The sequence below is a fragment of the Psychrobacter sp. GW64-MNA-CIBAN-0177 genome (assembly GCF_040309585.1).
Lineage (GTDB): Bacteria > Pseudomonadota > Gammaproteobacteria > Pseudomonadales > Moraxellaceae > Psychrobacter > Psychrobacter okhotskensis.
The window spans coordinates 124758-150642 of sequence record NZ_JBEOOY010000001.1 but is presented as its reverse complement, the minus strand read 5'-3'; the positions used below and the strand labels follow the sequence as shown (position 1 = coordinate 150642).

Below are 25885 nucleotides of genomic sequence, written 5' to 3'. Positions count from 1 at the left end.
ACTTTTAATTAACCCAATAAACCAATGCTTGTTGAGATTGCTAATCAAGCAAAATCTTTGTCCCACTTTTAGTAAAATTCATCACAAATTGGCTTTTAAAGTTGCGTACATTGTTCTCATAGGTGAGCAGACCAGTCGTGAATCGATGATAATCGCTCATATTTCTGGCATTGACCATCAACATAAAATCCGCATCACCGGACACTTCATAGCAGCTCATCACTTGTGGCTGTGCATTCATCAAGCGCTCAAATCGATGTTGCATCGAGGTATTTGAGCGCGCCATCTCTATCATTACCACGGCAGTCAGGCCGTAGCCAACCTTATTTGGATCCACGATAGCGACTTGCTTGGTAATGACGCCATTGCTTACTAATGCTTGGATGCGGCGCTGGGCAGTAGCGATAGACACATGCACGTGTTCTGCCACCGTCTTTAATGGCAAGGTCGCATCATCTTGTAGCAAATTTAAAATCGCTTTATCGATATCATCTAAAATTTGGCTCATTGTATGCTCTCTTCTAAAAAGTATTTTTGTTAAAGATTTTTATAATTATTATCACTATAAGTCAAAATTTAAGAAAATATTTGGTTTTGAGAGTCATAAAAGATAAATTTATTCATAAATAGCTTTATTTGGAGATAATTTATCAATATCGTTCAGTAAAATAGACACCACTAATCAAAGCTTGGCAAACAAAGCCTAGTAATCAAAGCTTAGCCATAATAAATACAGGCTAATAGTGGGTTTTCTAAAATCTATTTACATGTACGGTGTCTTTATGTCTATCTTAATGCTATCTAACGTATTCGCTAATATACTCGCAACGACTGTCTCGCGCTTGCCACTGGCTACAATCTGGACAGCAGGCAGCACACAGCAACGTACGTTAATCATGGGCGTGGCCTTAGCAGTATTGTCGAATTTGTTGTTTGGCGTACTTTATGCTTACAGCAGCTTTTTAGCGCCATTGTCAGGTACGCAAGTCTTTATCTGGCGTATGCTAGCGATGTGGGCGGCACTGATAGGCTATTTGCTAATTAGTGGGCGCTTGGGTTTGCATATTGATAAGTTAAAAGCGCTAGGTACTGTGAAGCAGTGGGCGTGGTTGTTATTGCCAACACCGATATTCCTCAGTCAGTTTTGGTTATTTATGTGGGCACCGGTCAATGGGCAGGGCGTTCAAACCGCAATGGGTTATTTCTTATTCCCACTAATGATGGTTATATTTGGTTGCGTCTTTTTTGGCGAAAAGTTAAGCCGTTTGCAATGGTTGGCGGTTAGCTTTGCCGCATTAGGGGTCGGTAGTGAAATTATTCGTACCCAAAGTGTCTCTTGGGCCACGCTTTGGGTCTGTGGCACGTATCCTATTTATTATATTTTGCGTCGTCTGCAAGGGATTGGCGCGGTGACTGGACTATTGGTTGATTTAACGATATTCGCGCCATTTGCCTTGGTTTATTTATTTTTATTCGCGCCGAGCAGTTTGAGCGTGGTAAGTGGTTCTGGTTTCTTTATGATAATGCTGGCGGGATTGGGTGTACTTAGTGTGCTGGCTATGAAAACCAACGTCGATGCCAGTCAAATGCTCCCCGTGAATGTCTATGGCATGATGAGTTACTTAGAACCAGCATTATTGTTTATACTGGCCATCACCGTCTTGGGCAATCCATTTGAATCAGCAATGATTTATAGCTATGGGCTCATTTGGTTGGGTATTGCTTGTTTGATTAGCCATGGTATTCGTCAACTGCGCCGTGCTCAAAAAGAGTCGAAGATCAATAAAATAGCTCAAGCAATCTGATTTTTAACAATGCAGCTCAGTCTTATCAAAACGCTATTTTTTCAAATAAAAAAGGACGATTCAACAGTACGCTGAATCGTCCTTTTTTTATTAGAGTAAAACTTATTTTTACAGAGTCTTAATCTAAATGCTGTTTAAAGCCGCGCTGCTTATCACGTTCCCAATCACGGTCTTTTAGCGTTTTGCGTTTATCATGTTGCTTTTTACCCAGTGCCAAGCCAATTTGACATTTAACCAGCGAGTTTTTCCAATAACAAGACAACGGTACGCAAGCATAGCCCTTTTGATTGACAGCGCCAAACAGCTTTTCAATCTCGCGGCGATTGAGGAGTAGCTTACGGGTACGAATGCTATCAGGACTCACATGCGTTGAGCTAGATAACAATGGCTGGATATGCGCGCCAAATAAGAAGGCTTCATTATTGCGGAAGATGACATAGGCTTCAGTAATCGTCATTTTACCTGCACGAATGGCTTTGACTTCCCAGCCTTGTAGCGCCAGACCTGCTTCAAAGGTTTCTTCGATGAAGTACTCGTGGCGCGCCTTTTTGTTGGCACAAATTTGATTGTCCGGTTTTCTTGATTTTTTTGACATAATTTCTCCATAAGGGCTGCAAAATATATTGCCCTTGTCTAACAGTCCTCATCCGAACCCTTTAATATGGATTGTCTTTTATTATAAATAATAAGAGGGATGAGTCGAACCGCCTATTGTAGCAAAGCAGTTCACAAAAATGTAATACCAAACCCAAAATATATAGTATAATCCACTTATGACTATACCAATCCATAACCTAGAAGAGCATGACTTTGGCAAACACTCAAAGACCGAGAGTAACCCCAGAGCCCGCCTACGCCTGCTTATCTTATACCAATATAGTATAGGCAAAGCCACTAACGATATTGCCAAAGATCTTTGTATTCACCCTCAAACTGCCAGGCGTACCTTGAAACGATATCATGAACGAGGACTTGAGAGTCTCTATGATCGTCATCGCAAAGGTCGGCATAGTAAACTGGTAGAAGCAGACACAGACGCTTTTAAAGCCATGATAGTCTCTGAACAAGACAAGCGAGCTGGCGGTCGTTTGACCGGTAAAGATATTCAGCAATTGGCTAAAGAACACTACAACGCCCACTATACCGTCAATGGTATCTACGAGCTGCTTAAACGTATTGATATGAGTTGGATAAGTGCTCGTAGTCAGCATCCAAAAGCCGACATACAAGCTCAAGACGCTTTTAAAAAAACTTTATAGCACAGGTTGAGGCGTCCCTACCTACTGAGGTAAGCCTAGATCACGTAGATATATGGTTCCAAGATGAAACTCGAATAGGACAACAGGGGTCATTGACTAGAGTTTGGCATTACCGCGGTGAGCGTCCTCGACTGATCAAGCAGCAGCAGTTTAATTCCGCTTATCTGTTTGGTGCCTTTTGTCCAGCGACAGCAGAGGCGGTAGGTTTAGTATTGCCTTCAGTCAATAAACATACAATGTTATTGCATATGCTTGAGATTAGTAAAGCCGTACCAAAAGGACGCCATGCGGTCGTAGTGATGGACGGTGCATTGTGGCATCAACCAAGCTTGAATCAGGGTAATGTCACTATGCTTAAATTACCGCCTTATTCACCTGAGCTTAATCCCTCTGAGAGAGTATGGCAGTACCTTAAGCAAAATGAGCTATCTAATCGTTGTTATGAAAGTTATGAGGCTATTGTCGAAGCCGCTTGCTTGGCTTGGAATAATCTGCTTAAACAGCCACAGAGGATTCAGTCTTTAACTACTCGTACTTGGGCGCAACTTTAATGATTGGGATTGGTATAAGTCGGCTGTTAGGACAAATGTAGCAGATGAGTATTAAGTTTGGGCAAAATTTGCTAGCATATAGCGTAATATTACCGACTACATTAGCCACGTTATGAGCCATCCTACTGCTGCCAATTCCTCAAAGCTACATACCAAAATTTTATATCCTGGTACCTTTGACCCCATTACTAATGGTCATGTCGACTTAGTCAAGCGAGCAACCAAGCTGTTCGACGAGGTCGTCATTGCCGTTGCTTCAGGCCATCATAAAAAACCGCTATTTAGTTTTGAAGAGCGCGTTACCTTGGTCGAAACCGTATTTGCTGATTTACCGCAAGTATCGGTGATTGGTTTTGAAGGTCTGCTGGTCGATTTTATGCGTGAAAAAAATGCCACTGCTGTTTTGCGTGGTCTACGGGCGATGTCGGATTTTGAATATGAGTTTCAGCTGGCCAATATGAACCGTGAACTTGATGAGAACTTTGAAGCAGTATTTTTGACCCCATCTCAGAACTATTCGTTTATCTCGTCTACCATGATTCGCGAAATTGCCAAGCTTGGCGGCGATGTGACTAAATTTGTTCCTCAGTGTGTGTCGCAAGGCTTTGCTGAGAAACTCAATCTTAAATAGACATAGTATTTATTGACGACTATTCGCTGGAACCGTCAAAACGGCCAGTCTTGATTGTTATCCGTAAAATATAAGGAGCAGTTTATGGCGCTATTAATCACTGATGAATGCATCAACTGTGACGTCTGCGAGCCTGCCTGCCCGAATGAGGCCATCTCAGAAGGCGATGACATCTATGTTATCAACCCCGACCTCTGTACCGAATGCGTTGGCCATTTCGATGAGCCACAATGCGTGGTCATTTGTCCTGTCGACTGTATTCCTCATGATCCTGATCATGTCGAAACCGAAAGCGATTTGATGTCAAAATACAAACGTATCACTGGTCAGTAATGCGTTGCCAATCGTGCCTTTGAGTTAATAGTTATTTTAAAATAAAATCGATACGTTAAAAATCGATACATTAATAGATAGGTGCGATTGGTATAAACTTCCTTTGCTTGCTGTTATCACAGAGGCTACGAAAAACTCATCCCAGTCGCACTGTATTTTTTTTAAAGTAAATCCACTATATAAAAATGCTAAAAACTAGGAATAATATGACGAATACGGATATTCAAATGGTAGTACGCTTTTTTAAAAATAAATGCTTGTCGTTTGAGCGCGTACTATGAGTGTCGATGCTGCTACCAGTGATTTTGATCAACAGCACCTTTGGCATCCCTACGCCAGCCTGCCGCCCACCTATCCAAATATCGTTATTGATCATGCAGAAGGCATTTATATTGTTACGCAAGATGGTACGCGTCTGATTGACGGCATGTCATCTTGGTGGGCGAGTGTCCATGGTTATAATCATCCAACGCTCAATGCCGCGATGATTGAACAATTGGGCAAAATGGCGCATGTCATGTTTGGCGGCTTGACCCATCAGCCAGCGATAGATTTAGGCAAAAAGCTGCTAGCTATTGTACCTGCTGGACTCGATGCGATATTTTATGCCGATAGCGGCAGTATCGCGGTAGAAGTGGCGCTAAAAATGGCATTGCAATATCAAATTGCCACTGCGCGTCCGCAAAAGTGCCAGTTTGCCTCAACGCACTCTGGCTATTATGGCGACACGTGGCATGCGATGAGTGTTTGCGATCCTGTTAATGGCATGCACAGCCTGTATGGTAAACAATTACCGATGCAGCACTTTGTGTCTGCGCCGCCTTTAGGATTTGAGCGCGGGCTAAATCAAACTACACGTGATGAATTAATAGTGTTTTTTGCTAAAAATAGCGATCAACTTGCCGGATTTATCATTGAGCCTATTATTCAAGGCGCAGGCGGTATGCGCTTCTATAGCCCTGAGTATTTACAACTACTGCGTCAGCTGTGTGATGAGCATGACGTGCTGCTCATTGCTGATGAAATCGCGACAGGTTTGGGTCGTAGTGGCAAGCTGTTTGCTTGCGAGCATGCCGATATTAGTCCTGATATTATGACCATTGGCAAAGCACTGACGGGCGGTTATATGACCTTTGCCGCGACTTTATGTACGCGCCATATTGCTGACACCATCAGCCAAAGTGATTATCCAGCCCTGATGCATGGCCCGACCTTTATGGGAAATCCGCTGGCTTGTGCGGTCGCTTCTGCATCGATTGATTTAATTTTGTCCTATGATATCGAAGCTCGTACGGCAAATATGCAAACCGTAATGGAACAACAACTCGCGCCTGCAGCGACGTTAGCTGGCGTTGAAGAAGTACGTTGTTTGGGGGCGGTAGCCGTCATTGAGCTTAATGACGCGGTTAATATGCCAGTATTTCAATCTTTACTTATTGAACACGGCATTTGGGTCAGACCCTTTGGCAAGTTGGTTTATATCATGCCGCCTTATATGACTACTGACACTGAATTAGTAACGTTATGTCAGTCATTGTTAACGGTGGTTCGTGTTTATTTAACAAAGCAAGGTCAACTATGAGCGTGCTATTTATCTCTGGTATCGATACCGATATTGGCAAGACTTACGCTACCGGCATGGTAGCAAAGGCGCTGATGCATCAAGGTGCTAACGTCATCACTCAAAAGTTGGTACAAACAGGCGTTAGCGTCAATTGTGATACTGGTGAGATGAATATTGCCGATGATATTGTCACTCATCGTCAATTGATGAATATGCCGTTGCAGCCTTGTGATTTAGACTTTACCACGTGTCCGTTTCGCTATGAGAAACCTGCGTCACCGCATTTATCTGCTGCGCTTGCTAATGCCGTTCTAGACCCTGAAATCATCACCAAGTTTACGCAGCAATTGCAACAAAGCTACGATATAGTGCTATTAGAAGGCGCAGGCGGATTGCTTGTACCGATCACTGAGCAATTATTAACCTTGGATTATATTGCCACTCAAGGTTATCCGGTCATTTTAGTCACATCAGGGCGGCTTGGTAGTATTAATCATACCTTGCTGAGTTTAGAGGCGATTAAAGCGCGTGGTTTGACGGTACATAGCGTCATTTATAACCATATTCATGACAGTGCTGCCCAGACGGATAAGCAAATAGCTGATAGCACGATTGATTATTTAAAGAACTACTTAGCGCAAAATTATCCAAACACACATTGGTTACAGCTGTCACGCCAAGATAAAGACCAGAAGAATGACAATGATTTAATATTACCGCTGAACTTTCTTTAGATCCTGATTCAAGTCATTTGGTAAAAAAGTGAAATAAACGCAAAAGATATTCCTAGACAGCCATTAGTTTTGCTATACTAGCGCGCTTGGTAGACTAGGCAATCGCCGCTGCACACTGGCAACAGATGCGCAGGGGAGGAAAGTCCGGGCTACATAGGGCAGCGTGCCAGCTAACGGCTGGGCAGGGTAACTTGACGACCAGTGCAGCAGAGAGTAGACCGCCTTTGGCTTATATGAGTATCGCAAGATATCCATGCCATCGGTAAGGGTGAAAGGGTGCGGTAAGAGCGCACCGCGTGAATGGCAACATCTCACGGCATGGTAAACTCCACGCGTAGCAAGACCAAATAGGCATCGGCATGGCGCGGCCCGCGTTCGATGCGGGTAGGTTGCTTGAGCGTATTAGCGATGATACGCCTAGAGGAATGATTGTCCACGACAGAACCCGGCTTATCGGTTTACCAATTTTTTATTGTTCGTTTTTATCGTTAGTGCTATGCATATTTGCTATTAATTTGAATTAAATTCCTATTTTTTGCAGATAAACGATAATTAGGGGTTGACGACAGTCGTCTCTATCGGTATTATACCGAGCCTTAAATGGCGATGTAGCTCAGCTGGTTAGAGCGCATGACTCATAATCGTGAGGTCAAGAGTTCAAGTCTCTTCATCGCCACCATTTATAGTAAGAATAGCAGTACGAAAGAAGCCAATCCTTTGTGATTGGTTTTTTTTTGGCTAAAAAACCCAATGAAGACAATATTCTAAAGTCAGTTAGATAAATAACCGCTTATATTTACTTGCTGTTTTCTTGCTAAATCATAGGTTTATCTGTTTAGACACAGATTAATTCTTGTAACTTATGTCCCGCTTACTTATCATAGGGGCTGTTTTCGGTAAAGTCCTGTAACGCTATGTCTGTACAATTACCTCCTTATCGTCCTATTAAGCACCGTAGTGGACTGAAAGTCATGGGTGCGGCATTCCATGCATTGCTCATGCGTGAGCTGCAAACGCGTTTTGGTGGTTATCGCTTGGGCTATCTATGGGCGCCGCTAGAAGTTATTTTTCAAATTCTTATATTTTTGGTTATTTTTGGTGCTATTCGTGAGCGTTTAGTGCCAGGAATGGATTTTTCTTTGTTCTTAGTAGCAGGGATGGTTCCATTTCGTATGTTTCAAAAAATAGCAACAAGGGCATTAGGGGCTGTTGAAGCGAATAAAGGCTTGTTGATGTATCGCTCAATCAAACACATCGATGTAATTATTGCCCGCTCATTTTTAGAGTTAATCATTTATTTTTTTACTTCGATACTACTATTAGTTGGTTTGGCCTTTTTTAATATCTATGCCAACTTAGAAAACCTGCATATTGTATTGTTTTGCTGGATTACTTTGTTCATGTTTAGCTTTGGCATCGCTTTGATTATGATGGTAATAGGGTATTATGGTGGCGAAATTAGTAAAGTAGTGACAATATTTTTTACGATACTTTACTTTACCTCAGGTATTATTTTCCCTATTCACATAGTTCCAGAGCCTTATTTTAGTTACTTATTATATAATCCTCTGATCCATAATATTGAGCTCATAAGACATGCTTTCGCTCCCAATTATCCAGCCTATCATATTGATATAGGGTATTTTTTGAAGTGGATGATCGGTGTTAATTTTTTTGGCCTTTTACTTTATAAATTTACAGAAAGAGATATGCTGCGTTCTCGTTAAGTAGCTAACTTTCTCCTTAGTATTATTGATAGTCATTCAAAAATATAGGTAGATAAATGATCGAGATCAAAAATATTTCCAAATCATTTATGACTAAGCAAGGTCGGCATTATTTATTTAAAGATTTAAACCTGACCATCGGTGATAAAAAAAATGTAGGTTTACTTGGTCGAAATGGTGCGGGTAAATCAACGTTGCTGCGGATTATTTGTGGTCTTGATGAGCCGGATAGTGGTGAAATTATTACCGATTCCACTATTTCTTGGCCAGTTGGTGTAGCAGGTGGATTCCAAGGTAGCTTGACGGGCCGTCAAAACGTGCGTTTTGTTTGTCGTCTTTACTCAAGCGGACCCTATATCGATGAAAAAATTCGTTTTGTCGAAGAATTTGCTGACATTGGTAATTATTTTGATATGCCAGTAAAAAGCTATTCTTCAGGTATGAAAGCACGCTTAACCTTTGGTTTAAGCTTAGCCTTTGATTTTGATTATTATATGCTTGATGAAGCTGGTGCGGTTGGTGACGCCGCTTTTCGTAAGCGTAGTGAAGAGATTTTAGCAGCGCGCCGTCAGCAAGCCGGGTTTTTAATTGTATCGCATAACATCGGTGATATTAAGCGTAATTGCGATATTGGTATTGTGCTAATGGATCAAACAGCACACGTCTTTGATGACACAACAGAAGCGATTGAGGTTTATGAAAAGCATGTCCACAAAGCGAAAAAATAAGATAATTGACTTCTCGCTGTTCATTGGCTTGGTGATCCTCCCTTGGGTGTTGGTGATCTTTTATGTCATGACCCTTGCACATCCGCGCTTTATTTCGACAGCTGATGTGGTCGTGAAACAAGTGAGCGAATCTAGCGTACCTTCTGGTGGCGGTCTATCGGCCTTGTTAGGTGTGAATAGCACCAGTAAAGAAGATGCAACCTATCTGACTGAATATATATTGTCCAATGATATGGTGAAGCGCCTTGATAATAAGTTTAAGTTCCGCGAAGCTTATTATGTGGATGGTTCGGATCCTATTTACGAGATTGATCCTGATGCGTCGCAAGAAGATTTACTCGAATATTTTAAAAGTCGGGTTCATATCAATCTTGACGAACAAAGCTATGTATTGTCAGTATCGACAGAAGCCTTTGATTCAGACTACGCTTTTGAGCTTAACAAAGCGATTTTGAGTGAGTCTGAACAGTTTGTAAACCGCATTTCACAAGAGGTCGCGCGTGATCAACTGGTGTTTGCCGAGACGCAACTCGATGAATCACAGGATCGCTTGAATGATGCCAAAGAACAGTTGCTCAATTATCAAAATGAAAACGAAATTTATGACCCGCAGGCCAATGCCCAAATTGTTAATCAACTGATTGGTAGCCTACAAGCGCAGCTTAGCTCATTACGCACTGAAGAGCGACAATTGCTAAGCTATTTGAACCCAGATGCGCCGCAAGTGGTGTCGTTAAGAAGTCAAATCAAGGCAGTTGAAGAGCAGATTGCTCAAGAACAAACCAAACTAACCTCACCAAATACGACCAAATTGAACCGTCAAGCTGTACAGTTTGAGACGATTAAAGCGGATGTTGAGTTCGCCACTGAGTTATATAAGTTGTCACTATCATCGCTTGAAAAGGCCCGCTTAGAAGCCTTTAAAAAAATGAAAAACTTGATTGTAATCTCAACCCCTTATGAGGCTGAAGAAGCATCCTATCCGCGTCATATTTATATTATTTGGACATCGCTGGCATTGCTTTTGATGCTTTATGGCTTTGTACGTCTAGTAATGGCAGTGGTTCGTGACCATCGCAGCTAACTTTGGATTGTCTTACAGGGTAAGTTTTAAAATTTTTACCCTGTAAAAAGCTAAAGATTTGATGCGCTTGGCAATCGCGAACGATTTGCCAAACCAAATACCAGTAATGATCGATAGATCTGCAAAGGAATACAACGCATGAACATGAAACCACGTCCTATCGTGACCATGATTAAGGTAATCAGCTTGACGATGGCTGCGACCAGCATCTCGGCAATAGCAGCAACCAGTTATGCGGATCAAATAGCAGGGTCTAGCTTTGGTACTAGTAGCAATAGCATGAGTCAAGACCAAAACCGCAGTAACATTAATGTCTCAACGCAAGCTTTCTCTGGTGGAGTTCCGGGTCAAGCAACAACGCAAGAAGCCGTCAATGCAGCAAGCTTACCGAGTCAGTCAGTGATCAATACCACGCGCCCTTACCAAGATATCGACACTCAAGATATGATGTTTGGGGAGCAGCTATTTCGCGGTGCGTTTTCGACGACTTCTGGTTCTACCTTTAACGACAGCTATGTGATTAATCCTGGTGATAATGTACAAGTACGAATGTGGGGCGCCTATCAATATGCCGCGACCACGACTGTAGATCCGCAAGGTAATATTTTCTTACCGAATGTTGGTCCAGTCCGTATCTCTGGTGTGCAAAATGGCAGTCTACAAAACGTGGTCAAAAGTGCGGTCAGTCGTATTTATCGCTCGAACGTCGGCGTTTATGCGTCATTAGAGCAAGCACAGCCAGTGAAAGTTTTCGTGACTGGCTTTGTCAAACAACCCGGTTATTATGGTGGGCTTGCAGCAGATTCAGTATTGTCCTATTTAGACCGTGCGGGCGGCGTTGATCCAACCCGCGGCAGTTATATTGATATCCAAATCAAACGTAATGGTCAGATGTTGCAGCAAGTCAATTTATATGATTTTTTATTGGCGGGTAAATTACAGTCATTTGCATTCCGTGATGGTGACGTCATTACTGTTGCCCCACAGAAAAAAACCTTTCAAGTGGGCGGGGAAGTTCAGAACGAATACACCTTTGAGTTTGATGTAAACGACTTAACCATCGGTGATGTACTGCAAGTTGCTAGTCCCGCAGCTAAAGCTACCAACGTTAGCATCACTCGCAGTGCAGGACGCGCGCAAACCGCAGAATATTACTCCCTTGCAGAAGCGCAGAATGTTCCTGTCTATAATGGCGATCAGATGGTGGTTACCTCAGATCGTTATGCCGGCACCATCGCCGTACAAGTTAAAGGCGCTCATACGGGTAATGGTGCCATGGTTGTACCTTATGGTGCTCGTCTAAAAGACATCGTCCCCCAGTTGCAACCAAGCCCATTGGCGAAGCTGACGCATTTAACGATTTATCGTGAGTCTGTTGCTGAACAGCAAAAACGCATGATTAACGAATCGCTGGATCGTTTGGAAGAATTGACGCTTGCCAGTCAATCGACAACGCGTGAAGAGGCGGCATTGCGTCAAGACGATGCCAATTTGGTCAAGCAGTTTGTCGCCAAAGCCCGTAATGTTAAAACCACTGGTCAAATCGTCGTCGTACCGAATTCATGGCAGGATATTATCCTACAGCAAGGCGATATCATTGAGATACCCGCGCAAACCTCTGTGATTACGGTCAATGGTCAAGTACGAGCACAAGGCGCGCTTACCTTTAATCCAGATTATACGGTTGGTGACTATATTGCCAACTCAGGTGGCTTCACTGATAACGCTGATGCTAAAGATATTTTAGTTGTTCATCAAAATGGGGCAAACGAAGTGGTCAATACCGCTTATCGTATCCAGCAAGGTGATGAAATCATGGTATTGCCGAAAGTCAAAACCAAGCGTGTAGAAATTGCCCGTGGCTTGTCGCAAATACTTTATCAATTAGCCATTGCGGCCAAAGTTGTCCTAGATCTATAGTCAACCCTATATAACTTGAATAAGGTAGAGAAAATGGCAAAAAGTGTGACAAATAAGGATAAGATGCCGCTGGCGTTACCCTTTATTGACGCACTTTTTTTGCCATCAATGAAATCTAATTTATTGCCATCTAATTTATCAAAACCTGAATGGTTGGAGTCTACTGCGCCAAAACGTCTGGCGGTAGTCGGTAAAGGAATGCGCCGTAATAACCTTCTACTGTCAGACGTCTTACGAGCAGAGCTACAGCGTTGGTATCCTTGGTCAGCTTTGCAACAGCGCTTTAACGTAGGGCCTAAAACCCCTCATGCTTTTATCGGTTGGGGTCATAAAAAAAGCTATCAACGAGCAAAGCGCGCCGCCAACCGGCAAGGGCTGCCGACATTAAGTATTGAAGATGGCTTCTTACGTTCGCTAGATTCTGGGCTTAGTAGCCGCTATGGATTAAGTGTGGTTATTGATGATATCGGTATCTACTTTGATTCGACGCAGCGCTCACGCCTTGAACAGCTAATTATTCAACGTGCTCATGATTATTCAAGTGCGCATGACTTATTGTCAGACAACAAGCGCGCGCAAGCCTTAATGGCGCGTATTTGCAACGCTAAATTAAGCAAATACAATGCAGTGATTGCAAGTCCCTCATTAGATGACTTGGTGACCGAGAAAAATTCTAATATAGCGCCCACTGCTCCAAAAACGCATGTGTTGTTAATTGATCAAGTCGTTGGTGATGCCTCTATCAAAGGCGCGGGTGCTGATGGTAAGCAGTTCAAGCGCATGTTAAAAGCTGCTTGCCGTAATCACCCTCATGCCCATATTTGGATCAAAGCCCATCCTGCAGCAAAATCAGGATACCTGACCCGTTTAAAACGACCTAAAAACGTTCGACTGTTAACCCAAGCGCTTAACCCTATCGAGCTGTTGACGCAAGTTAGCGATGTTTATACCGTTAGCTCGCACATGGGTTTTGAGGCATTAATGCTCGGCAAAACAGTACATTGCTTTGGCGTTAATTGGTATAGTGGTTGGGGTTTGACCGATGATAGCGGTGCACCAAAGCGCTTGCTTAAAGTAGTAAAGAAGCGCCGTCAAGCGTTTGCTATTGCCATGACACCGCTTGAAAAATCAACAGAATCAGGGCGACTTTCTAAGTTACTGACAAAACCGTGGAAAAGACCTGAGCATCTGCCTAACCAGCGAAGAAAGCAATCTTCTAATAACCTTAGGGTTACGTTAGAAACCTTATTTTATAGTGCTTATATCGATTATAGTTCCTATGTAGATCCAGCTACCAAGCAAGCTTGCGAGATTGATAGCGCCATTGAGTGGTTAATCACCAATCGCTATTGGCAAGGACGACTTGAGGGTAATTTAACGGTATACGAGTTTAGCCGTTGGAAGCTGCCCTTTGTGAAAGCTTTTGTCAATCTACCTCGTACCAATTTGTTTGTAAAACCCAAGCCACGCCTCAAAAATTTACTGCATCCTGATCACTTACGGGTTAATTATCAGCAGCCGCTACTGGTATGGGGTCTAGCCAAGCGCCAGCAAGTACAAAAGAAACGACAAAGTAAATTGGTTGGGCAACGCTCAGATATCACAGCTATTTACTGTATGGAAGATGGGTTTATTCGCTCAAACGGTTTGGGAGCTACCTTATTGGCACCGTTGTCTGTGGTTATAGACAAGCAAGGTATCTATTATGATGCAACGCAGCCATCAGATTTGGAAACGCTATTGCGTTACTGTGAGGCCTTGACGCCAAAGCAGTGTGCACGAGTAGAGTCGCTGCGAGACAAGCTGCTGACTCAGCGGGTAAGCAAGTACAATGTGGGCAGTCATACGCCTGATTCTGATAGCAATGCTGATGGTCAGTGGAGGCAGGCCTCAATAGCATCTGGAAAATCGCGAATTCTTATTGTCGGGCAAGTAGAAGACGACTTGTCGGTGCAATATTGTGGTTCAACGATTAAAACCAACAGTGGCTTGATTGCGCGTGTACGCCAAGACAATCCTGATGCTTATCTGATTTATAAGCCGCATCCAGATGTTGAGGCAGGGTTACGCGCAGGAAAGGTAGCGGCCGCGCATCTGAAACAGGTACAAGCGGTCGCTTATGATACCGCAATGCCGGACTGTTTAGACAGTGTTGATGAGGTGCATACTATTAGCTCATTGACAGGTTTTGAAGCCTTGCTTCGTGGTTTAGACGTCACTTGTTACGGCTTACCGTTTTATGCCGGTTGGGGTTTAACGACAGATATTGATGCCCAACTATCACCAAAAGCGGACTATTTAAAGAGACGAAAACGACAGACGTCGTTGACGCTTGAACAACTGCTACACTGTACGTTAATAGACTACCCTTTGTATCGCCTTCCTAATGGCTATGGACTGGCGCAAGTCGAGCAAGTGATTGACTATTTGTACCCGCCGAAAAATAAGGATTTTGCCGTGAAGCAAAACCAGATAAATAATGCTTCGATGAAGACAAGTGTCACGTCAAAAATGCCTTTATCTCTAAGCAGCCAGATACCTAGCCAGTTTAAGCGCCGTGCTGCCACGTATTTTATGCAGCAGCGCCATCAATGGCAGCAGCGCTTACGTAAATCATCTCGTTAATAAACGCCAAGTACCTCTTATAAATCCATTGCGACAAGCAAGGGTTTTTTCGGTATAATTGTTTGTCATTTAGGGTTATTTACTCAATCCCTTTGCCTCTCTTTTGTCTGTCTATTCTTCAATCAATGGTAATCTAATACTATGGCAGCTTCGATGTCTCATTTGCTTACTCATCGACACGTCTTGCTGTTACAGGGAAAGATGGGCGGCTTTTTCAATCGCTTTTCTACATTTTTGCAGACTCAAAATATTCAAGTAAGTAAAATCAACTTTAATGCCGGTGATGCGTTTTTTTATAGCCATCCTAATACACATGAGTACACAGGTACTTTGGCGCAGTTTTCGTCTTGGCTACAGGCCTTTATTAGCGAGCATAATATTGATGCGATTGTGTGTTTTGGTGACTGCCGCCCGCATCATACACAAGCGTCGTGCATCAGTGAAAAGTTAGGCACTTCATTTTTTGTGTTCGAAGAAGGCTATTTGCGACCCGATTATATTACCTTGCAGGAGTACGGTATTAATGGTAATTCGCGGTTAAAAATTGCCGATATTAAAGCGTTGAATAAAGCCAATGATAAGCCGTTATATACGCACAATCGCTTTTATCGCTTGAGTATCGCCGCCATCGTTTACTACATTATTGCTTGGCTATACAAGAGTCGCTATCCCCATTATTCGCATTACCGAGGTATGACAGCGTGGCAAGAGGCAATAGCATGGTTAAAAGCGCCATGGCGTAAGCTGCGCGGCTATGTACCTGACAAACAACTACAAAAGAGACTGACCAAACAAGAAAGTGATAATTACTTCTTGATTAGCCTACAAGTACACAATGACTCGCAGATTACTCATCACAGTGATTATCGTGATGTGGTGCAGTTCATTGACGAAGCCATCGCAAGCTTTGCAGGTCATGCTCATGAGGCGCATTTATTGGTATTTAAGCACCATCCGTTAGATCGCGGTCATCGAGATTATCGAGAATTGGTCTGCAGTTTGGCTGCGCGCTATCAGGTCAGTCATCGCGTTTTTTATGGCTGCGATATGCATCTGCCAACCTTGATGAAGCATAGTATTGGTATGGTGACGATTAATAGTACGACAGGGCTACAGTCGGTATATCATAAAAAACCTACCAAGGTTATGGGTCGCGCGATTTACGACACCCCAAAACTGACAGACCCAAAGCCGCTTGATGATTTTTGGCAGCATCCCAAAAGCCCAGATAATGAGTTTTATTTAAGGTTTCGTGAATATCTGATTGAACAGACGCAAATCAATGGCGCTTTTTATGGCAAATCACCCTGGATGTATAAGTATTTAAAGCCAACGGATGCCACTAGCATAAGTTCTGATACCGCTAAATAACTTATCAGACAGAGCCAGCCAATGATGTCTTGGTTAAATTAAAGCCATTAATATTGCGTTGTAAAATGTTAATCTAAGCACTTATTTAATCGTTAACACTACTCAGTCGTTAATGTCAGTAGCCATTCCAATCCCTGCTAATAAAATCGCCTTACTTTACAGTGGAAAACTGCTAGAATACCTGCATACATCGGTACGCTTTAGCAATGGCTATTATTACCATTGTGCGAACCGATCATTACTCCAACATCCATTATTTAGTAGGCGCTTTGTGACTGCATTAGCCAATATTCGTAACTTTTCTATTATTGCCCACATTGATCATGGCAAATCGACCCTTGCCGATCGTTTTATTCAGATGTGTGGCGCGCTGCAAGATCGCGAGATGCAGGCACAAGTCCTTGATTCCATGGATATTGAGCGTGAGCGCGGTATCACGATTAAAGCACAGTCGGTGACGCTGTATTATGATCATCCAAACGGTGAGCGTTATCAGCTAAACTTTATTGATACCCCGGGTCACGTCGATTTCTCTTATGAAGTCTCACGCTCACTAGCGGCTTGTGAAGGCGCACTATTGGTTGTAGATGCGGCTCAGGGCGTCGAAGCACAATCGGTCGCCAACTGTTATACCGCAGTGGATCAAGGTTTAGAGGTGATGGCAGTCTTAAATAAGATTGATCTACCACAAGTTGAGCCTGAGCGTGTCATTCAAGAGATTGAAGATATCATTGGCATCGATGCCGTTGATGCGCCGCGCGTGTCGGCGAAATCAGGTCTTGGCGTTGATAAGTTACTTGAGGCATTGGTTGAGTTTATTCCTGCGCCAACGGGTGACCGTGACGCACCGCTACAAGCGTTAATTATCGATTCATGGTTTGATAATTATTTGGGCGTCGTATCACTAGTACGTGTCCGCCAAGGTACCATAAAAAAAGGTGACAAACTTTATATTAAATCGACCAAAGATGCGCATTTGGTCGGATCCATTGGTGTATTTACCCCAAAACCATTAGATACAGGTATCTTACAAGCGGGTGAAGTTGGCTTTATTATTGCGGGTATCAAGGATATTGCTGGCGCGCCAGTGGGTGATACGATTACGCATGCCAGTACGCCAGATGTTGATCGTATTCCTGGATTTAAACAGATTACCCCGCAAGTATATGCCGGTATGTTCCCTGTTGAATCGACTGATTTTGAAAAGTTCCGTGAAGCGCTGCAAAAATTACAAATTAATGATGCGTCATTGTTTTTTGAGCCAGACACTTCTGATGCACTAGGTTTTGGTTTTCGTTGTGGCTTCCTCGGCATGCTGCATATGGAGATTATCCAAGAGCGTTTAGAGCGCGAATATGACTTGGATTTGATTACCACTGCGCCGTCAGTTATCTACGAGATTGTAAAAAAAGATGGCAGTATTATTTACGTTGATAACCCATCAAGATTGCCCGAACCGAATAATATCGAAGAGTTCCGTGAGCCGATTGCCCGCTGTCAGATTTTAGTACCGCAGGATTATCTCGGTAACGTGATGACGCTTTGTATTGAGCGCCGCGGGGTACAGGTAGATATGCGCTTTATGGGTCGTCAAGTACAGCTGATCTTTGATATTCCGATGGGGGAGGTGGTCATGGACTTCTTTGACCGTCTAAAATCAGTATCGCGTGGTTTTGCGTCACTTGATTATAATTTTGAGCGTTATCAAGTGGATAAATTGGTTAAGGTAGATGTATTAATCAATGGTGAGAAAGTCGATGCGCTTGCCATGATTGTGCACGAAACCCAATCGCGTTACCGTGGTAATGCGCTCGTTGGTAAGATGAAAGAGCTGATCCCACGTCAGATGTTTGATGTCGCCATTCAAGCGGCAATTGGTAGCCAGATTATCGGACGTAGTACCGTAAAAGCCATGCGTAAAGACGTCTTGGCTAAATGTTATGGCGGTGATGTGTCGCGTAAGAAAAAGCTGCTCTCAAAACAGAAAGCCGGTAAAAAACGCATGAAGCAAGTGGGTAATGTCGAGATTCCACAAGAAGCCTTCTTAGCGGTACTGCAGGTAGATTAGATTATTAATAGACGAATATCATGGCTGGTTTTACCGATATCATCGTTGGATAAGTAGCTCGCTAATAGGCAATTAAGTATGGATTTTGATTTTAATTTGATTTTAGTGCCATTAACTATTGGCTTGGGTATTATTTGGCTATTGGATAAGCTGGCGCTAAAACAGCGTAAAACACGTGGCCGCGGCCAAGAGAGCTTACTGGTACGTTGGGCCTATGATTTTTTCCCCGTATTGGCAGTAGTATTAATAGTTCGCTCATTTTTAATTGAGCCTTTTAATATTCCGTCCTCATCCATGGTACCAACTTTATATACTGGCGATTTTATTGCCGTCAATAAATATGCTTATGGAGTGCGCCTGCCGCTGACTTACAATAAGGTATTGGATACTGGCGAGCCGGAACATGGCGACGTGGCGGTCTTTCGCTACCCTGAAAACCCTAGTATTTATTATATCAAACGTGTCATTGGCTTGCCGGGTGACACAGTCAGCTATGATCAAGGTACGCTTGCTATCAATGATGTGCCTGTAACAACCAAATCTATTGATTTTGATGCCAATGCTGAGCTAACTGCACAGCTGTACCCTGCCGGACAAGTTGCCCCAGGACAAGTGCTGACGGAAGAAAATGCGGCAGCAATGGGTCAGCAAGAAGAGGGTGAAGCGCAGTATTTTCAAGAAACGCAGGGTGAGCATGAGCATCTCGTTCGTTACTTGAAAGGCATGAATAGCTCACAGTATGCGCCCTTTTTGCAGCAACAAGCACCAGAAGTGGTTAGCTCAGAGGGTAACGAGTGGCGTATTAAAGTTCCTGAAGGTAATTATTTTGTGATGGGTGATAACCGTGATCGCAGTGCCGACGGCCGTTTTTGGGGCTTTGTCCCTGATGAAAACCTAGCAGGCAAGGCTGTTTATATTTGGATGCATAAGCCACCAGGTCTCAATTTGCCCACCTTTGCACGTAACAGCGCTATTGATTAAAGTTCTGAAGCGATTAAATTTATAAAGTGATTAAATTTATAAAGCAATAGCGGCTTGATGCGTCGGTCGTAGGCTGACTTATCAATAATAGTTTCGTGCTAATATTATGATTATCGATTGAATTGAGGGCATGCTGTAGTTAAGTGCTCAATAATAATATAATAATTTACCCGTTGAGAGGTGTTATGGTGCAGCAGTTATCTGGTTTGTCGACCCAGCGCGGAGCTAGTGTGACTAGCATTGTTTTATTCATCATTGTTCTCGGTATTGCCGTCAAATTGATAATTGCTATTGTACCGGCACAGATTGGTGATTATCAGCTGACCAAGCTTTTAGGAATGGAGCTTAAAGAAGCCAATGACAAAGGTGAGACGGCCAAGCAATTCGTCGAGCGTGTGAATCGGCAGCTATCTATCAATGCTGATTATGATACCAATGCAGAAGAGGTGTTTACTTTCACCAACAAAAAAACCGGTCAGTTGGCTATTTATAAGAAATATGAAGAAACCAACAACCTTTTCGGTAACGTCGATATTGTCAATCGCTTTGAAGGTGACATTGACGCAACCGTGACAGAGTAACCTGAATAGGCAGAGTGCTTATCTGTTATTTATTTAGCAAAAATTATTTACTTTTATATTTTTTAATAGCGATTAGTTATTAACTAATCACTATTAACCAGTCATTATTGACCAATTACTTCAGTAAAACAAAAGGGATAACCACAAGCCTCGCATGAAACCAACTTCGCAGCACTCTCAGGCGCTTCCTACCTCCCAAACAAATGACCCGTCTGTTGACACGCTTATTGTTAGCTCAGAATTCATCCAACGCCTAGCGATATTAACGCGCAAACTGGGTTATGTGTTTAATAACCTTACGCTTCCCAAGCTGGCACTGACTCATCGCTCGTTCGATAGCAAAAAAAACTACGAACGTTTAGAGTTTTTGGGCGATGCGCTATTGGGTATGATTGTGGGTGAGGCTTTATACCATCGTTATCCCAGTCAAAACGAAGGGCGATTGACGCGTATGCGTGCCACCTTAGTACGTCAAGAGTCACTGGTCATCATTGCTCAAAACTTAGAGCTTTCCAACCACCTCATATTAGGGGTAGGTGAGCGCAAGGGTGGCGGTCGTAATCGCGCCTCTATACTAGCCGATGCTGTAGAGTCGCTGATTGGCGCTATCTATCTAGACAGTCAGGATATGACTATTACTCGTGATTGCGTGCTCTCATGGTATGGCGATCTGATCGATAATGTCAACGACCAAAAAGCCCTAAAAGATGCTAAGAGCCGCTTGCAAGAATGGCTGCAATCTAAACAATTCGATTTGCCACATTATGAGCTGATGGAAACGCGTGGCAATGCACCACACCAAATTTTTGTGGTGCGCTGTCAGGTAAATATTAGTAATTGTCCTGATATTACTGAATCGGGTGAGAGTCGCCGTATTGCTGAGCAAAAAGCAGCAGAGCTAATGATTAACCAGCTACATAAACTGCCAAGCTTGCCAAAAACTCGCTCATAATCTAAATCTTAAAGCCATATTTTATAAAACAATAAATTTACATTTTTTTAAGTAAGGGTTATTTTTAAATAATACTTATTTTAAAACCGCAAATATCTCAAGCCAAGCATGGTGCTGCTATCTTATTTACTACTACTTTATTGTAGATAGCAGTAGAACTGCTGAGCTAATGATAAACCCCACAGGATAAATCTATGAGCAATCGTACTGACTTGCCATCAAATAATGAAGATAATACCGACGCTATGACCCAAAAAACAGACGTAAAACCAACGCCAGAAATCGCTGAATCAAAAAGTGCTGAATTAAATTCCGAGCACTCAGAAAACAACGATGCAGAAAACAACGATGCAGAAAATGATATGGCCATCGAAGAGTTTTTTTCGCCAAATAATAATGCGCGTATGGCTGAGGATTTTAAAGCAGGTTATGTGGCAATCGTTGGACGTCCAAACGTGGGTAAGTCAACCTTGATGAACCATTTATTGGGTCAGAAGTTATCTATTACGTCACGTAAACCGCAAACGACCCGTCATCGTATCCACGGTATTTTGTCCAATCATGAAATGCAAGCGGTGTTCGTTGATACGCCAGGTATTCATCGTAATGAAGTGCGAGCTATCAATGAGCGTATGAATAAGGCTGCCGTATCGGCACTGGTTGATGTCGATTTAGTTCTGTTTGTCGTCGACTCAGATCAGTGGCGTGACGATGATTTACTGGTTTTACAAAAGCTTGGCGATACTAATCTAACAGTAGTTTTAGTGATTAATAAAGCGGATACCTTAAAAGACAAAGGCAGCGTTTTACCATTAATCGAAACCTTTAGTGATAGCTTTGATTTCGCTGATATCGTTCCAGTTTCTGCATTAAAAAATCAAAACTTAGATCGTCTGCAAGAAGTTATTGCTTCGCATCTGCCTATTGCTGCGCCTATCTATGACACTGAGCAAATTACCGATCGTTCAGAGCGTTTCTTAGCCAGTGAAATTATCCGTGAAAAAATCATGCGCAGCGCGGGTGATGAAGTACCCTATGACTTAACGGTACAGATTGATGGCTTCAAAGACGAACCTGCGCATACCGATCCAAAGACGGGCCGCCCACGTAAAGCTTGTACCTTTATCGATGCGACGATCTACGTCGAGCGTAGTGGTCAAAAGGCAATTGTCATCGGTGATAAAGGTCAACGTATTAAACAAGTGGGTATGGATGCACGTAAGGATATGGAGCAGCTGTTTGATAAAAAAATCATGCTAACGCTTTGGGTAAAAGTGAAACGTGGTTGGTCTGATGACGAACGTGCATTGACCAGCTTGGGCTATTAACAGTGATTTAAGAATAACATCTTTGAGTGCATTTTATGATCAGCGCTGAGGTAATGATAAATGCGTAATGAAGCATTGATTGGTTATTTGTTACATCAGCGCCCTTACCAAGAAAAACGCGCTTTATATTACCTATTCTCTCAGCAGCATGGGGTCATACATGGTATTGGTAAAAAAGGCGCGCCCTTATTTATGCCCTTGCAATTGTTTGCTACGGGTAAGCGGGATTTAAAGACATTCAGCCAGATTAATATCGCACCTCAGTACGTCGTACAAACAGATGTGCTTCTAGAAGACGCTACCGCGAAAACACTCACAGCCATTCCTTACGAAAACATCACTGGTCAACAGCAATACGCTGCCTTGTATCTAAATGAGATACTCTGGCGCTTATTGCCCACTGAAGATCCGATGCCAATCTTATGGCAGCATTATCAAGACAGTTTAGATAGGCTTAAACAGCCCTTGTCTGCTAATGAGCTGCGCTTGTGTTTGCGGCAATTTGAACAGTATCTATTTAACGAGTTGGGTTTTGCCCTGACGTTAACGCATGACAATGTTCAAGATAGCATTGAGCCTTACAGTGTCTATCGGTTCTTACCTGATGTCGGTTTGGTCCCCATTGTACAAGCTGAGTTTTTAGACAGTGCTAGCCTAGGGCGAACGGTTTTTGAGGGCAACGAGATAGTGCTGATGGTAGAGCAGGGAATAAGTGATGTCACACTTAATGCTTGGTCGCGTTTACATCGGCAACTGATTGACCATCTCTTAGATTATCAGCCGCTTCAAAGTCGCTTGCTTTGGCAACAGCAACAGCGTTATCAGTTATAGCTTAAACCTCAAATCTCAAAGCATGTTAGGGTGTGTCCTCATTTTAAAAATGGTCATAAAAATGAGATAAATTGAAGTCAAATGAGGAAAGTAGCGCAAATAATATCGGGATATTAATCAGCTATTTGACGATGTTTGGCAAAATTTAGCCATTTTTAGCCCATTTAGATACAATCGCTTGAATTGAGGACACGCCCTAGTCACCACAATCAGTAGGATGACTGTCATTAGGTTTGAAACTAATATTAGCGCCTTGACTGAATGATATTTGATACATCGCCTGACTGTATACTGAGCTTGGACAATACTTAAAGTGGCCAAAATGTCCGCGTGGCTTGCCGCTATCGCCATAGAATCTGACGTAACGACGTCTTCCTGCACGCAGATGTAGGGTGCCATATTTAGGGTTTAGGGTTTGTTCTTGTAATAAGTCATCTGTGCCGCTATCGAAATGCTGATTATCGTTGTTATCTACGAATAGCAACAAGGTTTTATTGCTGTTCTTATCGCAGCGACCATTGCTATCTGACAAACATACCAATATATTTTGACGGCGAATAAGACTCTCTACTTTCGCGAGCTTTAGCGTATCTGTTAAGCCATGCCTGATACGTTTGGCTTCCATGCTTGCTAATTGCGTCAAAATAGCTGGCGCAGCAATCGTTGTGATAATCGCGAGTATTGCAACGGTGACAATCAGCTCTACCAGCGTAAAACCATTTTGACTTGAAAGTTTATAAGCGTGTTTATCGTCGGTGACATTCTGATTTAGAATCGTTTGTTTATGATTTATAGAAGAGATTTGAGACGTATAAATAAATATGATTGTACGGGCAAGCTTATTCTTAGCTAAGAGCAACTTAAGTAAAATAAATACAGATAGTTGTTGGCAATTTGACGATATTATATGTAATATAGCCATACGAGTATTACCTGTAACAAATTATGTATTTGATGCTATATTGATATGCCTATGATCACTATCACTCATTCTTGTCCGTAAACATGCAAGTTAATAACATTTAAGTTTTTGAGATAATCATCACTCTATACACGTATCATTATCGATCAGATATTCATAATGGATTAATGTTGGTTATTACAATATAAACAGAATATATGTCTATTGTCAAAAAATGTTTCAATTAGTGAATAGATAGTTTTAACAATAGAGAAAAAATACTAGTTGTACTAAAATACCCTCAACCAACAGATACGCTTCGGTTTAGAATCTATTGCGAACTCATACACAAAAGGTGAAAATCGTAAGGTGTGTTAGTTCTCAGTAACTTAAGCTGGTCATTGTGTTTTAGTTACGACATTATCGTGTAATAATGTGTAGCTCGTTAACGAAAAAAGTTGTAAACTGAATTGATAATCGCTAAGCTACTTCTAAATTAGTTTTGCTTTGTAATTTAAAATTCGTAAAAGATGTGTTTTCGGTAGCATCTTGAGAAGTAGTTTTGCTTAATGCATCACTAAAATTATCCTTTGGAGGAAGTCCATGAAATTGAATAAAATTGCTCTAGCTCTGGTTGCCGTATCGGTTGCACCTTTGGCAGCTAACGCTGGTGTTACTATTAGCCCATTGTTACTTGGTTATCACGTAACTGAGGATATCAGTGACACAGCTGACAAACAGCGTGAAGTGCTTACTACTGGTAAGAATTTACAAAACAACACTGATCGTGTAGGTAATCCTAACGGTGGTGTAGCAAAAGAAAGTGGTCTATATACTGGTGCTGCGTTAGGTATCGAGCTAACTCCTTCTACTCAGTTCCAAGTAGAATATGGTGTGTCAAGCACGAACGGCGAAGCGTCTGAAGATTCTGCTGATTCAGGCGTTAATCGTTTTGATGTTGAACAGACTATGATTTCTGGTAACTTCTTAATCGGTACTGAAGAATTTACTGGTTACACTGACAGCCCGTTCAAACCATATGTTCTAATTGGTGCTGGTCAATCTAAAATTGAAGTCGAAAACCAAGAAGCGTATGAAGCTACTTCAGACGTAGCTGGCTATGAAGTAGGCGACACTGTAAAAGCTGGTACTGAAGTATCAAACTCTAAAGACACTATCGGTAACTTAGGCCTAGGTGCTATGTATCGCATCAATGACGCGCTAAGCCTACGTGGTGAAGCTCGTGCGATTCATAACTTCGATAACAACTGGTGGGAAGGCATGGCTTTGGCCGGTCTAGAAGTTGTACTTGGTGGCCATTTAGCACCTACAGTAGCTGTTCCTCCAATGGTAGAGCCTATGGTTGAGACTCCACCAATCGTTGTTGTTGAATCTGATCTTGATTCTGACGGCGATGGCGTACCTGATAGCATTGATGCGTGCCCAGGCACTCCAATGAATGTTGTTGTTGATGAGCGCGGTTGCCCAGTACCAGTAGACATTACTGATGAGCTGAAAATGGAACTTCGTGTATTCTTTGATAACGACAAATCAGCTATCAAAAACCAATACAAACCTGAAATCGCTAAAGTAGCAGAGAAGATGCGCGAGTATCCTAACTCAACTGCACGCGTAGAAGGTCATGCTTCTAAAACTGGTCCTTCAGCACGTTATAACCAACGTCTGTCTGAAGCCCGTGCCGTTGCTGTGAAATCTATGTTGACTAACGAATTTGGTATTGCTCCAAACCGTCTATCAACCGTTGGTTATGGTTATGACCAACCAATCGCGCCAAACGACACTGAAGAAGGTCGCGCTATGAACCGTCGTGTTTATGCCATCATCACTGGTGACAAAACTATGACTGTTGAACAAACTAAAGACATGGTTGTTCAGTAAATAATAGCTAGA

At 42.5% G+C, this 25885-nt stretch carries 23 protein-coding genes, 1 tRNA gene and 1 other RNA gene; 22 read left to right on the top strand and 3 right to left on the bottom strand.

Annotated elements, in window-relative coordinates; all coding sequences use genetic code 11:
* Positions 1-40: 40 nt before the first annotated feature.
* Positions 41-508, bottom strand: a complete 468-nt coding sequence (locus AAEY79_RS00605) for an Lrp/AsnC family transcriptional regulator (RefSeq protein ID WP_201565840.1) — start codon at positions 506-508, stop codon at positions 41-43.
* A 274-nt stretch (positions 509-782) separates the two neighbouring features.
* Between AAEY79_RS00605 and rarD the strand changes: the two genes are divergently transcribed.
* Positions 783-1805 (top strand): EamA family transporter RarD, encoded by a 1023-nt coding sequence (rarD, locus tag AAEY79_RS00600; RefSeq protein ID WP_265088702.1) that lies wholly within the window; start codon positions 783-785, stop codon positions 1803-1805.
* A 118-nt stretch (positions 1806-1923) separates the two neighbouring features.
* Here rarD and smpB read toward each other — a convergent pair whose 3' ends face one another.
* Positions 1924-2400 carry an SsrA-binding protein SmpB gene (gene smpB / locus AAEY79_RS00595; RefSeq protein WP_025651629.1) on the bottom strand — a complete coding sequence of 159 codons (477 nt, stop codon included), beginning with the start codon at positions 2398-2400 and terminating at the stop codon, positions 1924-1926.
* Positions 2401-2578: 178 nt separating this feature from the next.
* Between smpB and AAEY79_RS00590 the strand changes: the two genes are divergently transcribed.
* The 20 genes from AAEY79_RS00590 to AAEY79_RS00495 all read left to right on the top strand — a co-directional run bounded on the left by AAEY79_RS00590 (position 2579) and on the right by AAEY79_RS00495 (position 23073).
* Positions 2579-3064, top strand: a complete 486-nt coding sequence (locus AAEY79_RS00590) for a winged helix-turn-helix domain-containing protein (RefSeq protein ID WP_201577358.1) — start codon at positions 2579-2581, stop codon at positions 3062-3064.
* Positions 3061-3615: an IS630 family transposase gene (locus AAEY79_RS00585; RefSeq protein WP_201577362.1), complete on the top strand. Its 555-nt coding sequence runs from the start codon at positions 3061-3063 to the stop codon at positions 3613-3615. Before AAEY79_RS00590 ends, AAEY79_RS00585 begins: the two co-directional genes overlap by 4 nt.
* Positions 3616-3727: 112 nt before the next feature.
* Positions 3728-4246 (top strand): pantetheine-phosphate adenylyltransferase, encoded by a 519-nt coding sequence (coaD, locus tag AAEY79_RS00580; protein ID WP_101211791.1) that lies wholly within the window; start codon positions 3728-3730, stop codon positions 4244-4246.
* Positions 4247-4330: 84 nt separating this feature from the next.
* On the top strand, positions 4331-4579 hold the full coding sequence (locus AAEY79_RS00575; protein ID WP_101211792.1) for a YfhL family 4Fe-4S dicluster ferredoxin: 249 nt from the start codon (positions 4331-4333) through the stop codon (positions 4577-4579).
* Positions 4580-4856: 277 nt separating this feature from the next.
* Positions 4857-6161, top strand: a complete 1305-nt coding sequence (bioA, locus tag AAEY79_RS00570) for an adenosylmethionine--8-amino-7-oxononanoate transaminase (protein WP_352286781.1) — start codon at positions 4857-4859, stop codon at positions 6159-6161.
* Positions 6158-6877, top strand: coding sequence for a dethiobiotin synthase (gene bioD / locus AAEY79_RS00565; protein ID WP_025651624.1), 720 nt, complete (start codon positions 6158-6160; stop codon positions 6875-6877). The genes bioA and bioD overlap by 4 nt, the downstream gene beginning before the upstream one ends.
* An 86-nt stretch (positions 6878-6963) precedes the next feature.
* An RNA gene (gene rnpB / locus AAEY79_RS00560) (RNase P RNA component class A) lies at positions 6964-7346 on the top strand.
* 133 nt (positions 7347-7479) lie between these two features.
* Positions 7480-7556: transfer RNA gene (locus AAEY79_RS00555), tRNA-Met, on the top strand.
* A 235-nt stretch (positions 7557-7791) separates the two neighbouring features.
* Positions 7792-8604, top strand: a complete 813-nt coding sequence (locus AAEY79_RS00550) for an ABC transporter permease (protein WP_101211794.1) — start codon at positions 7792-7794, stop codon at positions 8602-8604.
* Positions 8605-8660: 56 nt separating this feature from the next.
* Positions 8661-9332: an ABC transporter ATP-binding protein gene (locus AAEY79_RS00545; protein WP_101211795.1), complete on the top strand. Its 672-nt coding sequence runs from the start codon at positions 8661-8663 to the stop codon at positions 9330-9332.
* Positions 9310-10416 carry a capsule biosynthesis protein gene (locus AAEY79_RS00540; protein WP_227502344.1) on the top strand — a complete coding sequence of 369 codons (1107 nt, stop codon included), beginning with the start codon at positions 9310-9312 and terminating at the stop codon, positions 10414-10416. Before AAEY79_RS00545 ends, AAEY79_RS00540 begins: the two co-directional genes overlap by 23 nt.
* A gap of 138 nt (positions 10417-10554) precedes the next feature.
* Positions 10555-12336: a polysaccharide biosynthesis/export family protein gene (locus AAEY79_RS00535; protein WP_201616468.1), complete on the top strand. Its 1782-nt coding sequence runs from the start codon at positions 10555-10557 to the stop codon at positions 12334-12336.
* 33 nt (positions 12337-12369) lie between these two features.
* On the top strand, positions 12370-14961 hold the full coding sequence (locus tag AAEY79_RS00530) for a capsular polysaccharide biosynthesis protein (RefSeq protein ID WP_352286777.1): 2592 nt from the start codon (positions 12370-12372) through the stop codon (positions 14959-14961).
* A 153-nt stretch (positions 14962-15114) separates the two neighbouring features.
* A complete protein-coding gene (locus tag AAEY79_RS00525; RefSeq protein WP_227687578.1) occupies positions 15115-16332 on the top strand; it encodes a capsule biosynthesis protein in 1218 nt (405 codons plus the stop codon).
* A 271-nt stretch (positions 16333-16603) separates the two neighbouring features.
* Positions 16604-18400 (top strand): translation elongation factor 4, encoded by a 1797-nt coding sequence (gene lepA / locus AAEY79_RS00520; protein WP_025651617.1) that lies wholly within the window; start codon positions 16604-16606, stop codon positions 18398-18400.
* Positions 18401-18478: 78 nt separating this feature from the next.
* Positions 18479-19381: a signal peptidase I gene (gene lepB, locus AAEY79_RS00515; protein WP_201616464.1), complete on the top strand. Its 903-nt coding sequence runs from the start codon at positions 18479-18481 to the stop codon at positions 19379-19381.
* 185 nt (positions 19382-19566) lie between these two features.
* Positions 19567-19962 carry a DUF4845 domain-containing protein gene (locus tag AAEY79_RS00510; RefSeq protein WP_025651615.1) on the top strand — a complete coding sequence of 132 codons (396 nt, stop codon included), beginning with the start codon at positions 19567-19569 and terminating at the stop codon, positions 19960-19962.
* Between the two features lie 154 nt (positions 19963-20116).
* Entirely contained in the window at positions 20117-20914 is a 798-nt protein-coding gene (rnc, locus tag AAEY79_RS00505) for a ribonuclease III (protein ID WP_025651614.1), read from the top strand.
* A 362-nt stretch (positions 20915-21276) separates the two neighbouring features.
* Entirely contained in the window at positions 21277-22242 is a 966-nt protein-coding gene (gene era, locus AAEY79_RS00500; protein WP_051395131.1) for a GTPase Era, read from the top strand.
* Positions 22243-22302: 60 nt separating this feature from the next.
* The gene (locus AAEY79_RS00495) at positions 22303-23073 is read left to right on the top strand and encodes a DNA repair protein RecO (RefSeq protein ID WP_101211800.1); all 771 of its coding nucleotides are present in this window, start codon (positions 22303-22305) and stop codon (positions 23071-23073) included.
* Between the two features lie 196 nt (positions 23074-23269).
* Here the strand turns inward: AAEY79_RS00495 and AAEY79_RS00490 are convergent, their stop codons facing one another.
* Complete coding sequence (locus AAEY79_RS00490; protein WP_227674977.1) at positions 23270-23995, bottom strand: GspH/FimT family pseudopilin; 726 nt, start codon at positions 23993-23995, stop codon at positions 23270-23272.
* A gap of 582 nt (positions 23996-24577) precedes the next feature.
* Here AAEY79_RS00490 and AAEY79_RS00485 point away from each other — a divergent pair.
* Positions 24578-25873, top strand: a complete 1296-nt coding sequence (locus tag AAEY79_RS00485) for an OmpA family protein (RefSeq protein WP_350587756.1) — start codon at positions 24578-24580, stop codon at positions 25871-25873.
* Positions 25874-25885: the final 12 nt, after the last annotated feature.